We start from the raw sequence: 14,069 nt of genomic DNA on the forward strand, positions 1-14,069 counted from the left end.
ACCGGGTGGCGGCGGACAACAGCTATATCGAAGAGTGGTCGCCGGCGCTGGATCTGGCCATCCTGGCCCGCACCGTGCCCCTCATCTTCAGCGATCCGCGGGCTTATTAGCCGCGGGCAACCGCTTCGGTCGCCGCCGACGCCCGGTCGCGCTTCTGGAACTCCACGTTATCAACAGGCTTCCAGCGCCGTCTAAATTTACCTTTTTCGTGTGTTTAACAGAATAGAGACAGCAGATACGGCGAAATACATGGGGTAGATGCTCCGAAAGCTTCGATATGCGCGTTCAAAAGCCTCTGAGATCACGGCCTTATCAATGACTCACCCAATTATACTCGAGCAGGCGAAGAGTTCGCCTCTCAGGGGAATTTTGGTTTTCGGGCGCCAGAATTTTTTTCGGATTGCCCATTGTTCAGGCGCCGGGATTCCGATCCATCAGAAATTATTGAGGATTTTGTACGATCTGGGCCGCTCAGAGCGCTAAGATTCACCCAGATATCGCCGATTTTTCGATCTGGGCCGAACTGAGACATAGAGAAATTGTTATGTAATTGTTGACGGGCCCGGATCGGTCCGCTACGGATAATGGGACGTTAAGAAGGACTGGACCCCATGCGCACTTTCACCAAGTTTCTTGCGGCCTCCGCAGCGGCGCTCTCCGTCGCGGCCGTGGCCTCTGCCGGCCACGCGGCCACTGTCACGATCTGGGCCGACGACGGCGACGGATCGGGCCTCCACCAGATCGCGGCTGGCACCGACACCGCGTCGTTCTCCGGCGTGCTCGGCGCCTTCACGGTCAACCACCTCAGCGGCTCGGCGGGCGACTCGCCAGTGTCCGACACCCAGGCGCTCGATACGATCGCCCGCGGCGGCGCCGGTGGCGACCTGACCGTGTTCGTGTCGGTGACGGGCCTCACCGAACCGCTCGGCGACATCGAGTGGCTGAGCACCTTCCAGACCCAGCCGCTTGGCGCGGGCTGGAGCCTGACTGAAAACACCTGGCTCTCGCCGCTCGACCAACCGCAAACCGGCACCCCGCTCGGCAGCGCCTCGATGACCACGGATGCGCTTCCGCAGGAGTTCCACGATTTTGCCACGGTCGACACGGGCCCCGGCCCCTACGCGATCAACACCGAGTACGTGCTGCACGCCGGCGGCGCTGGCAGCGCCAACTCGACCATCGACGTGTTCAACGAAGGCATCCCGGAGCCGACCACCTGGGGCCTGATGATCATGGGCTTCGGCGGCATCGGCGCCCTGGTTCGTGGCCGTCGCCGTCAAGCTGCGCTCGCCTAAACACAGCCGAACGGTCCAGTCTTCGGAAACCGCCGTCCCTTCCGGGGCGGCGGTTTTCATTTGCGTGACGATTGGCCCCGTATAGCTTCCGGCGGCCTCCCGATCCGGCCCAACGGTCTTAGGGCCGAATTCCAGGTGGCGCGGGCGCGCGTTTCGATCGCCAAGGACCTTTGCGCATGCACGTCGCGATCTGCATCGTCGGCTATCGGAACCTCGACGATATCCAGGCCTGCCTGGAGGCCCTGACCAAGACCACCCATACCGACTTCGAAGTGGTGATCTGCGAGAACGGCGGGGCGGCCGCGTTCGCTGCGCTCAGCTGCTTGCCGCACAGCCTCTCCAGCGGACAGAGGACGACCTTGATCCAGGCGGCGGACAACCCCGGCTATGCTGGCGGGGTCAATCTTTGCATGGACCAAGCCGCCACGGCCGAGGGGTGGTGGATCCTCAATCCGGACACCCTTCCCGATCCGCAGGCGCTCTCGCGGATGTGCGCGCGCCTGGCCAAGGGCGACGTGGAGGCGGTCGGATGCACGGTCCACGACGCGTCCGGGCGGGTCGCGTCACGCGGCGGGCGATGGAATCCCTGGCTGGCGCGGGCCATATCGATCGATCACGGCGCCCAGATTTCCGACTCCGCATCGTTCGGCGACGAGGGACGCCTGAGCTATCTGAGCGGCGCCTCAATGCTGGTGAGCCGCGCCTTTGTCGAGCGGGTCGGCAAGATGCGGGAGGACTATTTCCTCTATGGCGAGGAGGTCGAATGGTGCCTTCGCGCCGTGGCGATGGGCGTGCGGTTGGGCGTCGCCGCGGACGCAAACGTCCTGCACCAGCAGGGCACCACAACCGGATCGGTGAGCCGGATGTCGCAACGCAGCCGAATGCCGATTTTTCTCGATGAGCGGAACAAGCTCCTGATAACGCGGGACTGTTTCCCAGGACACCTGCCGGTGACGACCCTGGGCGCGCTGATCATGCTGTTCGCGCGCTTTGCCCGTCGCGGGGCCTGGGCCCAGACCGGCTATGCCTTGCAGGGCTGGTGGAGCGGGGTCAGGAACCAGCGCGGCAAGCCCGGCTGGATCAGCCGCTAGGCCGCCGGCGCCACGCGGGCGGATGTCTTCGGCCGGTTCAACGCCCCGACCACGCCCTGCAGGAATTCGATGAGCGCCGCGGGATCGCTGGTGGCCATGACCGGTGTGCGGCTGCGCGCCTGGACGAAGGCTTCGCGCAGCTCGTCGACGGTGTTGGCGACCAGGATCAGGCCGCGCTGGGCGAAGGCGCTGGTGATCTCGCTCTGATGGTCGTCGTAGTGCTCGCCCCGTGACGCCAGCCGCGGCATCGCGATCACCTGGCAGCCCTCGCGGAGCGCTGTGATCAGCGAGCCTGTGCCGCCGTGGCAGACCACGATCGAGGCGTCTCGCAGCAGGGCCTGCACCTCGTCGAACGGCAGGGTCTCCACGACCGGCAAGTCTGCCGGCGCGGCGCCGCCGATGCCGGTCTGGACCACCAGCCGTTCGGGAATCGCCCCCTCGCGGTTGAGTTCGGCGACGCTCTCGACGAGGCGGTTGAAGGGCAGGGTGGCGCCCACCGTGGCGAAGACAAGGGCCTGTTTGGGCGGGGGTTTTCCGTCGAGCATCCGCATGGGGTCGAACACGTGCGCGCGCGGATAGGCGGCCTGCAGCTTGGGGGACTGGACTATCAGGTCGTCGGCTAGCGGGGACGCCAGGCGGCCGAAGAGCGACGGGCCTTCGAACCGGGCGAAGGACTCGATGATCACCACCCGCGCGCCGACCAGCTTCGCCCAGAGCACGGCGAAAAAGACGGCGCCGGCGCCTGTGCTGATGACGATGCCCGGCCGTTCCTTGAACATGATCGCCGCCGACTGGACGAGGCTCCGGGCCGCCGCCGCCAGCATCCGGAACGGCGCGCCGAGCCGGGCTTGCCCCCACGCGAAGTGCGGAACCAGGTAGGTCCGATGCGCGCCGCTCAGCGTCTGGCCAAGGGCGGTGTCTTCGGTGACGAAGAAGTAGTCGTGCTGCGACCAGAGCGGTTGCAGATCAAGGAGTTGGCGCACATGGCCGCCACCCGAGCCCGCCAGGCAGATGCGCACAGCCGGCTTCGATGCCGCGCCGCTCAAACCCGCCATGGGATATGCGCCTCTTGCCAGGTGATCGACATCGAAAAGCTCTAGGACAGCCCGTCTCTGCAAATCGATAACGGACTTGCAATCGAGATGTCGGACTTTGCGGTCAGACTGAGCAGAGGATTGAGTCGGACGAACATGTTCGCTGAAAATCGTCCGAAGATGCAACTGCCCTTGGCGCGGTCCCGTAGCTTATGTTGTAAGTCGTGTCGTTGCCCCTGCCAGCCTGATTGTCGCGCGATTCTCATGTTGGACCTTGGCCTCGCCCCTTCGGACTTGAGGGAACTGGTTTCCTGATCTCGGTCGTCATCCCCGCCTACAACGAGGCCGCCGTCATCGCGAGATGCCTGCAGTCCCTGCTTCGTGACCGCCAGCCGGGCGAGATCGAGGTGTTCGTCGTCTGCAACGGCTGTTCGGACGACACCGCCGCGGTGGCGCGTGGCTTCGGCGAACCGGTGCGGGTGATTGAGACCGACGTTCCGTCCAAGACCCATGCGCTGAACCTTGGCGATGCGGCGGCGAGCGGTTTCCCGCGCGTCTACGTCGACGCCGACGTGGTGATCACCTTGCCGGCGATCCGCAAGATCGCTGCGGCGCTTGAGCAGGGGCCGGCGCTCGCCGCCGCGCCGCGGCCGGTCAATATCTTCCTGCCGGGAACAAGCTGGGGCGTGCGCGCCTACTATCGGTTCTGGACGGCGCTGCCCTACATCCAGGAGGGGATGATCGCGGCGGGCGCCTATGCGCTCAGCCGCGAGGGGCGTCAGCGCTTCAAGGATTTCCCCGACGTGATCGCCGACGACGGCTACGTCCGCCTGCTCTTCGAGCCCCATGAACGGGTTCAGGTGCCCGACGCGGTGAGCGAAGTGATCGCCCCCATGGCCATTCGGGACCTGCGCAAGATCAAGACGCGCAGCCGCTTGGGCGTGTTGCAACTGCGTCAGAGGTATCCCGAACTCGCCAGCCGCGAAGCCAAGACCAAGCATTATCGGAACGCGCTACTTGAGGTCGCAGGCCGTCCGTCGCTCTATCTTTCAGCCCTGCCCTATGTCTATGTCGCGATCGCTTCATGGTTACGCGCGCAACGGCAGATGAACACATCCGGGCGATATGTCTGGGAACGCGACGATTCCTCGCGCCAGGCCGAACGACCCAAGGTCTGAACATGTCGCGGCAATTGACGCGCCCGCCATCCGCTATCCGCCACGCTGTTGCGGGGCTTGTCAGCTAATGTGCGGCATCGCCGGCTATGTCGACTTCTCGACGGGAGAGCCCGACCGAAAGGTCCTGACCGCCATGACCAAGGCGCTCGGGCGGCGCGGGCCTGACGCTTCCGGCGTCTGGATCGAGGGCGCCTGCGGTCTGGCGCACACGCGCCTGAGCATCATCGACGTCGTCGGCAGCCCGCAGCCCATGGCGTTTCCCGATAGCGACGTGGCGATCGTCTACAATGGCGAACTCTACAATTACCGGGAACTCCGCGCCGAGTTCGAGGCGGCGGGCGAGCGCTTCCAAACCAACGGGGACACCGAGGTGATCCTGCGCGGGGTCGCGCGGGAATGGACCGGCGTCCTGCCGCGGTTCGACGCCATGTTCGCGCTGGGCGCCTGGGACCGCAAGGGCGAGCGCCTGCTGCTGGCGCGCGACGCGGTCGGCGAGAAGCCACTGTTCTACGCCACCCCGTCGCCCGGGGTTCTGGTGTTCGGCAGCGAGCTCAAGGCGTTGCTGGAACATCCGCTGGTCAAGCCTGACCTGGATGAAGACGCCCTTCGCCAGGCCCTGCGGTTCCGCGCGGTCTATAGCAACGAGTGTCTGCAGCGCGGGGTGCGCCAGCTGGAACCCGGCGCATGGCTGGAGTTCGACCGGCAAGGCGTTCGGACCGGGCGCTTCTATATGCTGGCCGCCGAGGTCACCCAGGCGCGGCGACAGGCCCAGGGCATCGACGACGAGGAGCTGATCCGCCGCGGCCGCGATCTCTTCATGGATTCCGTGCGCCAGCGCTTGGTCGCCGATGTGCCGGTCGGGGCCTTCCTCTCCGGCGGGCTCGACAGCAGCCTGATCGTGGCGGCGATGCGCGAGCTCCGCGCGCCTCACGACCAGATCCAGACGTTTTCGGTGGGCTTCGCGGGCGATCCGCACAGCGAGTTGAAGTACGCCGAGACCGTCGCCAACGCGTTCGGGACCCTGCACCGTCCGATCGTCGTCGGGCCCGACGCCTATATCCGACGGCTGGCGGAGCTGTCGGCCTGCCGGGACGGCCCGGTCAGCCAGCCGGCTGACGTCGCCATCGCCGAAATGAGCCGGGTGGCCAAGGAAACGGTCAAGGTGGCGCTCTCGGGCGAGGGCGCCGACGAGATTTTCGCCGGCTACCCGAAGCACGCCTACGCCGATCCGCCCTGGGCGATCCGCAAGGCGCTTACGATCCTGCAGCCCGCCTTGGCGGCGAAGCTGACCGGGCTGCTGGGTCTCGACCGCCGGCGCGCCCTGGTGGCGTTCCGCGCGATGGCGGGGCCGAACGAAGTCGACCGCCTCGTCCAGTGGTTCAGCTATTTCGACCGCGACGGCCTGCGGAGCCTGTTTCCCGGGCTCGGCTGGTCGGATGGTGACCTGCAGCGCACCGTCGAAACCCAGAGCGCGGCGCTCGCGACCGTGACCGACGAGGGGCCGCTCTTCCGCATGCAGGCGGTGGACTTTGCGACCTGGCTTCCCGGTAACATGCTGGAGCGCGGCGACCGCATGACCATGGCCGAGGGGCTGGAGGTGCGCCCGCCGTTCCTGGACAAGGAACTCGCCGCCTTTGGGCTGGCCTTGCCGGACCGGCTGAAGATCCGCGGCGGCGTCGGCAAGTGGATCGTGCGCCAATGGGCCAAGGACCTGTTGCCGCCGGCCATCACCAACCGCGCCAAATGGGGCTTCAGGGTGCCGCTCGCCGAGTGGTTCCGAGGTCCGCTGCGCGACATGTTGTACGGATACCTGACGAGCGGCGAGGGCCTGATCGGCTGCTATGGCGACAAGGTTGCGATCGCCGAACTCCTTCGCTCCCACGACAGCGGCGAGATCGACGCCAGCGAGTCCCTCTGGACGCTGCTGACCGCGGAAGTCTGGTACCGCGACGTTTTCCTGGTGAGCCGCCGCCAGCGCGAACTGACCGCGGCCTGATCGCCTAGCGCACCGAAGCGGTGTCGCCCAGGACGCAGGGCAGGGTCTTGACGATGATCGACAGGTCGAGCCAGACGGACTGGCGCTCCACATATTCCAGGTCCAGCGAGACACGGCGCTGGATCGCCTCGGTGGTGTCGGCCGGGCCGCGCGAGCCGTTGATCGCCGCCCAGCCGGTGAGGCCCGGCTTCATGCGGTGGCGGTGGGCGTAGGACGCCACAAGCTTCGAAGCCTCCTTGCCGTTGGCCAGCATGCCGATGGCGTGCGGGCGCGGCCCGACCAGGGACATCTCGCCGCGGATCACGTTCCACAGCTGCGGCAGCTCGTCGAGGCTGGTGCGCCGCAGGAACGCGCCCACGCGGGTCACCCGGTCGTCATTGGCGGTGACTTGGCGGGCGGCGGCGTGGTCGGTCATCTCGGTCTTCATGGACCGGAACTTCCAGACCACGACCTCCTCGTTCATGTAGCCGTGGCGGCGCTGCTTGAAGAGGATCGGGCCGGGGCTGTCGAGGCGGATGGCGATGGCGATGGCGACCAGCGCCGGGGCGAGCACGATGAGGCCGCCGATGCTGAACGAAACGTCGATCATGCGCTTCAGCAGAGCCTGCATGGCGCCGCGCCGCGTCCCGGCCAGATGGGCCAGCGGCATGTCGAGCAGCCGCTCATGGGCGGCCCGCTCGGTCGACGGATCATAGCTGTCCATCAGCAGGCTGACGGCGTTGGGAACCGGCGCCAGCTCCTGGATCAGCTGGGCGATGCGCGCGGTGGCGCCGGACGGCACGGCGACCACGATGCGGTCGACGTAGGGCAGCAGGCGGTGGCCTTTGATCTCCGAGGTCTTGCCAAGCACCGGCACGCCGAAGATGTGCCGCGGGCTGCGCGCGCCGCGGTCGTCGAACACGCCCAGGATGTTCACGTCGCGGCTGGCCAGGGCGGCGGCCACCAGGCGTTCGGCGGCGGGCGTGGCGCCGACGATCATCAGGTTGGGGGTCAGAAGGCCTTGGCGACGCAGGCTGCGGATATAGGCGAACCAGACCAGGTGCGAGGCGCAGAGCAGGGCCACCGCGGTCAGGCACCAGTCGACGATCTGCAGGATGTCCGCGGCCTTGTCGGCAGGGGCGACCAGGGAGACGAAGGTCAGCATCATCAGGCCGCCGCCGCCCACCGCGCCGATCACGCGGTAAACGTGGCGATGCAGGCGCTCCCGAGCGCCCAGCTGATAGGCCTCGAAACTCACCAGGGCGGCCGCCACCAGCACGGAGGCGACGGCGAGCAGAACGGCCGCGCCGCCCATGCCGCCGCTCAGCCATCGCGTCAGGAAGAGGCCGGCGAGAAGGGCAAGGTCGCTGAACTGGACGAGGCGGACCAGCGTGTCGCCGCCCAGTCTCGAGCGCGCGGTCGCTAGGCGCGAGGGGCGCAGGGGACCACGCTGGATCGGTGCGGAAGCTTCGCTCTCGGCGCCTGGCGCGCCTGTGTCGTACGCCATCTCGGATCACCCACCACTTGTTGGCGGGACAATGCCAGCTTCGGCTGATCAAGCCGTTAATCGGGCAAGGAAATGGGGCGCAGCGACGCTGCGGCGACCTGGCGGACTAGTGGCGCGTTTCGCCGGCCGAGGACGGCGAGGACTCGCCGTCGTGGGCCTGTCGATCGTCAGACCCGGCGCCACTCGCCGCCGCGCGCGGCGGGCGAAGGCCCGGTCGCAGAAAGACGACATTGCGGTGGCGCGAAGGGGCGGCCTCGATAGCCTCGCTGACGGCGGCTTCACCCTCTCCGCGCACATAGGAGAGCTCAGTGAGCACGTCGCGGTTGCGCGCCATCAGGAAGTCGACGGTAGTCTCGGCAAGGCCCAGGGCGCGGTAGAGGCTGCGGCGAGCGCGGCGCTCCGCACGGCTGACCGACAGGACCAGCGCGCCGATCGCGCCGATCGCCGCCAACCCGCCGAGAAGCAAAACCCACAACAACATCGAACCCCGTCTGCATCGCGCGGATGCGTGGCGCTCACCTGCGACCTGTCCCGGTGTTGAACACGAGGCAGGACGCAAGCCCTGCACTGCAAAGGTTACGCCGGATTTACGACGAAAGATGCACGGCGGCGCTTGCCACGCGCGACCCCTGGCGCGCGACGCTCAAGGAATTGGCAATCGGTTAGGGTTACGACTGGGCTAAGGCCTTGGGAGTATCGAGATGGCGTTGAGAGCAAGTCTGGTGGCGGCGGCCATCCTGGCGCTGGCGGCGGGCCGGGCCAGCGCCGGTGAGCTCTTCCTCGGCGTCTATCAGCACGACATCATGGATGGCATCTCCCACGGCGGACACTTCGAGCACGGCAAGGATGTCGTGTTTGGGGTCCGGACCGCCTCGCTGGACGAGCTGTCGTGGATCGGCTCGCCGCATGTCCACTTCCTGATCGGCCTGAACACCCTGGGCGAGACGGATTTCGCCGCAGCTGGCTTCGACTGGCGGTTCAAATTCCTCGACGACAGGCTCTATTTCGAGCCCGGCATCGGCGGGGCCATCCACACCGGATCGGTCGATCTGCCGTCGCCCAACGATCCTGGCCTGACCCCTGACCAGGTCGCCTATCGCCTGCACCAATGGGACACCAAGCTCGACCTGGGCTCGCGCGTCCTGTTCGAGCCGGAGCTGTCCTTGGGCTGGAAGGCGACCGACCGATGGTCGGTGGAGATGTCCTGGATCCACATGAGCCATGCCCAGCTGGCGGGCCCGCAGAACCCCGGCCTTGGCGACTTCGGCTTCCGCGCGGTCTACCGCTACGGCATCGACAAGTAGAACTAGTCCCCGGCGCGACGGCGGTGCTGGCGCGAGCGGAACAGCACCTCGGTCAGGCGCCGCGCGCCGGCCGTGCGGTCGAGCTGCACCACCACATCGACGACCCGGCTGACATAGGCCTGCACCTTGTCCCAGCCCAGGTCGACGCCTGAGGTGAGGGCAAGAAGCGAAATCTGGTCGAGCGCGCCGGCCGGACTGTCGGCATGCACCGTGGTGATCGATCCCGGGTGGCCGCTATTCACCGCGCGCATGAAGGCGAAGGCCTCGCGGCCGCGCAATTCGCCCAGCAGGATGCGGTCCGGCCGCAAGCGAAGCGCCGCGGCCAGCAGGGTGTCGGCGTCCACCTGGGCCTCGCCCAATTCGCCGCGCACAGAGATAAGGCCCACGGCATTGGGGTGATCCAGCCGCACCTCCGGCGCGTCCTCGATGACCACCAGGCGCTCGGAGCGGGGGATTTCCTTCACCAGAGCGTTCAGCAGTGTCGTCTTGCCGCTGCCGGTCCCGCCGGAGATGACAATGGTCTTGCGCCGGGCCACCGCCTCGCGGAGGAAGCCCATCATGTCGCCGGAATCGAGCACGGCTTCCAGCGCCGCGTCGGCGGCTGCATCGCCCACCGGGTCGCTGCGCTGGGCGGCGTCGAACAGGCCGTCGCGGGCCATGTCCTCCAGGCTCATGTCGGAGAGCACATGCTTTCGCACCGCCATCACCAGACCGCCACGGGTGGCCGGCGGCGCGGCCACCTGCACGCGGGCGCCGTCGGGCAACGTCGCCGAGAGAAGAGGCTGCTCGCGGTTGACGCCTTGGTGGCTGGCGGCGGCGATCTGGCGCGCCAGGCGCAGCAGGGCGACTTCGGTCAGCTGGTCGGCGGGCTCGCGGCTCATCGCCCCGCCGGTGGTCTCCACCCAGACCTCGCCCGGGCGGTTGATCAGGAGGTCGGTGACGTCCGGCCGCGACAGCCACGGCGCCAGCGGCGACAGATAGGCGTCGAGATAGACGCCGCCGGCGCTCATCTGGCGGCCTTCATCGCGGTGCGACGCCTGAGAAGTCGAGGTCGCGGGCCACCGAGACCTGCACCGGCGCGCCCTGCGGGACGCGGATGGTGGTGGGGATGTCGATCTGCTTCTGGAGCGCGATGCTGGCCACCTGGTTCGCCTGGGTGGACGACCCGATGACGATAGCCGTGGAACTGCCGCTGCTGGCGCCGGCGGCATTGACCCCGGCGGAGATCACCGAGAGCAGGATCGAGGCGCCGAAGCGTTCGAAGAAATGGGTGTCGGCTTTGCCGGCCAGACCGCCGCGACCCAGCTGATCGGTGGCGGGCGAGCCCACATCCACCGAGACGCCGCCGGGTGTGATGATCCGCGACCAGACCACGAAGGCCCGCGTCTGGCCGACGGCGGCGGCGCTGCGGTACTGGCCAATCAGCTTGGAGCCGCGCGGGATCAGCACCTGGCTGCCGTCGAAGCCGCGCACGTCACGGCTGACCACCGCGCGGACCGAGCCGGGCAGGTCGGAGTCGATTGCGGTCTCCAGGACGGCGGGGATCACGAAGCCCTGCGGCACGATGCGGGCGAGGTCGCGCATCTGGATGGCGCGCGCCGTCTCGGTGAGCGATCCGGAGACCCGCGCGGCGAACCGCTCCTCGGGGTTGAGGCGTGCGTCCTCCGCCGTCGCGGCCGTGGGTGCGCCCGCGGCGCCGGCCTGGGCAAGGCGCGTGGTCGCCGCCGCGCCGCCGGGCTCGCTGAGGTCGACGACCACTGCAGGCGCCTTCCAGTTGGCCTCGGAGGGATTGGGTTGGGGCGCAGCCGGCAGAGGCGCGGGCGTGGGCGCCGGCGGGGCCGCCTGGGCCGACGGCGGGACCGGGTTCACTGCCTGGTTCTGCGCCATCATCATCTGCAGCGCCGGCGCCCAGGCCGGCGTCGGCTGGCCAGCGGCGTCGAGCCGGGGCGGCGCGGTCTGGGCGTGGGCGGCGCGCGCGTTGCTGAGGCTGGTGAAGGCGAAGACGCCGAGGGCGGCGGCGGCGCCCAGGCCCGCGATCACAGTCCAGGGCGAATTGGGCTGCTGCACCCTGGGACGCATGGCTTCGCTGCGGGCGAAGACCGCGCTCACGCCGTCGCTCGGTTGGGGTTCGGACGTCATCGGCGCCACCAGGGGTCCTTCGGCTTGCGCACCGGACTGAGCGCGCTCGCCTGTTGGGAATGATAGCCGTCGTTGTAGACCTTGGTCACTTCGCTGCCGCGTCGCAGGACGAAGCCGCGGGCGATGCGGTCGACCACGATGTAGCCGTCCTTCATGTGCGAATTGACCACCGACTCTTGCCCGTCCGGCTCGACGGCGAAGATCGCCGGCAGGTCTTCCTGGCTGCGGAAGGTGAAATAGGTCGCCAGACCGTCGTCGAACATGCGGTCCGGCAGGTTCTTGTCCGAGCCCTGGAAGCTGTAGGCGTGGTTGCGGTCGATCGGCGGTGGCGGGAGCGGCGGCGGCTCGACGATCGCATAGACCGGCGGCGGATAGGTGAAGCGCACGCTGAACGGGATCGCCTTGGCCGGCGCCTTGGCCTTCACGCTGAGCTCGAAGTTGTAGCGGCGCAGGTTAGTGACCACCGTCATGTTGGTGTCGGGACGCAGCGACATCGGCTTGATGAACAGCAGGTTCGCCTTGCGGTTCGGCGTCACCTGCCAGCCGAGGGAATCGCCGATGGCGACATTCTCGATGCGCTCGGCGGGATCGAACTCCAGGGACAGCTGGTAGCCCAAGACGCCGTGCAGCTCGACCACTTCGCTGGGGTCGTAGAGCACCTCGAAGATGCGCGGATCGCCCGGACCGGGATGCGGCGCGACGGCGCCGGCCGGCGCGGCCAGCAGCATGAGGGCAAGTGTGAGGGGCGCGAGCGGCTTCATCATCGGACCTTCAGTCGGCGCGACTCGACGGCCGGTCGGCGGTACTCATCGCCGAGGCGCGGCGCGTGCTTGACCTCGACGGTCTGGCGGCTGGCGGAGGCGGTGGCGGCGGCGAGCTGCATCGGGCGCGCGCGGGCTTCTGAATAGGCGGGATCGCGCTGCAGATCGAAGGCCAGGCGCTGGGCGCGGGAGGGCTCCGGCGCCATCGTGGCCGGTTCCGGCGCGGCGGTCGGGGCAAGGCGGCGGCCGACGCCGGGGACGGCGCTGCGCAGGCGGAAGCCGAAGGCCATGACGCAGGCGGCGATCAGCAGACCCACCTGCCCGACGCTGAACACCGCGACCAGGGCCGCGGCGCTGGTGGCGGTCTGGGTCTGCAGCTGGCCGGACTGTTGCTCGCGGGCGAGCGCGATCAGCCAGGGCTCCAGCACGGAGAGCAGGAGCACGATCCCCAGCCAGCCCAGCAATAGCACGAGCGCCGCCGCGCCCAGGGCCCTCACCCAGCCGGAGAACAGGCCTCGAGTGGCCGGGATCAGGAACATGGCGATGAAGATCGGGCCCACGGCGGTCAGCACGCCGATCGACAGGGTGGCGGCGGCGATGACGCCGGCGGTGGTCATGAAGAGCGCGCCGGACGCGGCCGAAAGGGCCTCGGCGGCCGACGCCTGCGGGCTGGAATAGGCCTTGGCGTTGGGTCCGGCGGTGGCGCCGAAGGCCACGGCCGAGCGGGTCAACTGGTCATAGGCCGCTTGCAGCCCGTTCACCGGGTCGGCGGCCAGCGAGCCGCTGTTGGCCTGGAGCGGCGCGGCGACCGCCGCAGCGATCTCGCCGGGCGCCTTGGACGCCACGTCGAAGACCAGGGTCTGGAAGGTCGACCAGCTGGTGACGAGGGCCAGGATGGCGCCGATGGAAAGCGCGATGCCCGGCGCATCGGAGAGCTTGGCGCCGCCTTGGGCGAACATCATCCGGTAGCCGACCAGGGCGACGTAGATGGTGAGCAGCGCCGTCAGCGCGATCTGGAAGCCGGACGAGGCCGACGTCAGGGAAGAATAGCCGGCCTCGGCGAAGGCGCGCGTCTGGCAATCGACAGCGCCCAGCACGCCGCGGATGACGCCTTCGCCGACCAGGCTGGAGCAGGATCCGCTCATGCCGCTGTGCGCCCCGCCATGAAGGGGCCAAGCCAGGCGTCGGGCTCGTCGCCGAGCTCGCCACGCAAGGCTTCCAGCCGCCGCACGGCCCGCTCGGTGCCGGCCAGCACCGCCAGCTCGCCGGAGAGGCCCGACAGGTCGAGCCGGGCGACGACGGAATGGTCGCCACGCTTGATCAGGAAGCAGCGCGAGGTGTCGGGCAGGCTGCGCACCAGCTCGAACTCGTGCTCGGTCAGGCCGAAGCCTTCCACGTAGTCGGCGACCCGTGCGCGGCTGTTGGGGAAGAAGATCTGCGTGGCGGCCTGCTCGATGATCGCAGACGCGATGCGGCTTTCCAGGGCGTCGGAGGCGCTCTGGGTGCAGAAGCCGACCAGTCCGTTGCGCTTGCGGATGGTTTTTTCCCAGTCCTTGATCCGCCGCACGAACACCGGATCGTCCAGCGCCTTCCAGCCCTCGTCGACGACGATGATGGCCGGCGAGCCGTCCAGGCGCTGCTCGAGGCGATGGAACAGGTACATCATCGCCGGCGTGCGGATGGTGGGCGCATCCAGGATCTTGGTCATGTCGAAGCCCACGATGCGGGCGTCGACGTCGAGACGATCGACGGCGTTGTCGAACAGCCAGGCGTGCTCGCCGCCCT

General features: G+C 68.2%; 12 protein-coding genes and 1 pseudogene. 5 read left to right on the forward strand and 8 right to left on the reverse strand.

Annotation, left to right across the window (positions count from 1 at the left end):
- The first annotated feature begins 611 nt into the window (after nt 1-611).
- Together E8A12_RS05320 and E8A12_RS05325 are read left to right on the forward strand one after the other, a co-directional pair.
- A complete protein-coding gene (locus E8A12_RS05320) occupies nt 612-1,295 on the forward strand; it encodes a PEPxxWA-CTERM sorting domain-containing protein (RefSeq protein ID WP_293366784.1) in 684 nt (227 codons plus the stop codon).
- 176 nt (nt 1,296-1,471) lie between these two features.
- The gene (locus E8A12_RS05325; RefSeq protein ID WP_293366786.1) at nt 1,472-2,386 is read left to right on the forward strand and encodes a glycosyltransferase family 2 protein; all 915 of its coding nucleotides are present in this window, start codon (nt 1,472-1,474) and stop codon (nt 2,384-2,386) included.
- Here the strand turns inward: E8A12_RS05325 and welK are convergent.
- Nucleotides 2,383-3,441 (reverse strand): beta-1,4-glucuronosyltransferase WelK, encoded by a 1,059-nt coding sequence (gene welK, locus E8A12_RS05330; RefSeq protein ID WP_293366787.1) that lies wholly within the window; start codon nt 3,439-3,441, stop codon nt 2,383-2,385. The two genes, E8A12_RS05325 and welK, sit on opposite strands and share 4 nt — an antisense overlap.
- Nucleotides 3,442-3,668: 227 nt before the next feature.
- Here welK and E8A12_RS05335 point away from each other — a divergent pair, with 227 nt between their 5' ends.
- On the forward strand, nt 3,669-4,598 hold the full coding sequence (locus tag E8A12_RS05335; RefSeq protein WP_293366788.1) for a glycosyltransferase: 930 nt from the start codon (nt 3,669-3,671) through the stop codon (nt 4,596-4,598).
- A gap of 67 nt (nt 4,599-4,665) precedes the next feature.
- A complete protein-coding gene (gene asnB / locus E8A12_RS05340) occupies nt 4,666-6,594 on the forward strand; it encodes an asparagine synthase (glutamine-hydrolyzing) (RefSeq protein WP_293366789.1) in 1,929 nt (642 codons plus the stop codon).
- 4 nt (nt 6,595-6,598) lie between these two features.
- On the opposite strand, the gene E8A12_RS05345 is transcribed toward asnB, so the two are convergent.
- Both E8A12_RS05345 and E8A12_RS05350 read right to left on the reverse strand, forming a co-directional pair.
- A complete protein-coding gene (locus tag E8A12_RS05345; protein WP_293366791.1) occupies nt 6,599-8,080 on the reverse strand; it encodes an exopolysaccharide biosynthesis polyprenyl glycosylphosphotransferase in 1,482 nt (493 codons plus the stop codon).
- Between the two features lie 106 nt (nt 8,081-8,186).
- Complete coding sequence (locus tag E8A12_RS05350) at nt 8,187-8,561, reverse strand: hypothetical protein (RefSeq protein ID WP_293366792.1); 375 nt, start codon at nt 8,559-8,561, stop codon at nt 8,187-8,189.
- A 220-nt stretch (nt 8,562-8,781) separates the two neighbouring features.
- Between E8A12_RS05350 and E8A12_RS05355 the strand changes: the two genes are divergently transcribed.
- On the forward strand, nt 8,782-9,384 hold the full coding sequence (locus tag E8A12_RS05355; RefSeq protein WP_293366793.1) for an acyloxyacyl hydrolase: 603 nt from the start codon (nt 8,782-8,784) through the stop codon (nt 9,382-9,384).
- 2 nt (nt 9,385-9,386) lie between these two features.
- Here the strand turns inward: E8A12_RS05355 and virB11 are convergent, their stop codons facing one another.
- From virB11 to E8A12_RS05380, 5 genes and pseudogenes are all read right to left on the reverse strand, one after another.
- On the reverse strand, nt 9,387-10,394 hold the full coding sequence (gene virB11 / locus E8A12_RS05360) for a P-type DNA transfer ATPase VirB11 (RefSeq protein WP_293366794.1): 1,008 nt from the start codon (nt 10,392-10,394) through the stop codon (nt 9,387-9,389).
- A 10-nt stretch (nt 10,395-10,404) separates the two neighbouring features.
- Nucleotides 10,405-11,523: a type IV secretion system protein VirB10 gene (gene virB10 / locus E8A12_RS05365; RefSeq protein ID WP_293366796.1), complete on the reverse strand. Its 1,119-nt coding sequence runs from the start codon at nt 11,521-11,523 to the stop codon at nt 10,405-10,407.
- Nucleotides 11,520-12,287, reverse strand: a complete 768-nt coding sequence (locus tag E8A12_RS05370) for a TrbG/VirB9 family P-type conjugative transfer protein (RefSeq protein WP_293366798.1) — start codon at nt 12,285-12,287, stop codon at nt 11,520-11,522. The genes virB10 and E8A12_RS05370 overlap by 4 nt, the downstream gene beginning before the upstream one ends.
- Nucleotides 12,284-13,429 (reverse strand): type IV secretion system protein, encoded by a 1,146-nt coding sequence (locus tag E8A12_RS05375; protein WP_293366799.1) that lies wholly within the window; start codon nt 13,427-13,429, stop codon nt 12,284-12,286. The genes E8A12_RS05370 and E8A12_RS05375 overlap by 4 nt, the downstream gene beginning before the upstream one ends.
- Nucleotides 13,426-14,069 (reverse strand): annotated as a pseudogene (locus E8A12_RS05380) (VirB4 family type IV secretion/conjugal transfer ATPase); the annotation flags it as partial. The pseudogene E8A12_RS05380 and the gene E8A12_RS05375, both read right to left, overlap by 4 nt.

Origin of the sequence: Phenylobacterium sp. (assembly GCF_004799395.1) — a bacterium.
In the GTDB taxonomy this organism is placed as follows: Bacteria; Pseudomonadota; Alphaproteobacteria; order Caulobacterales; family Caulobacteraceae; genus Phenylobacterium.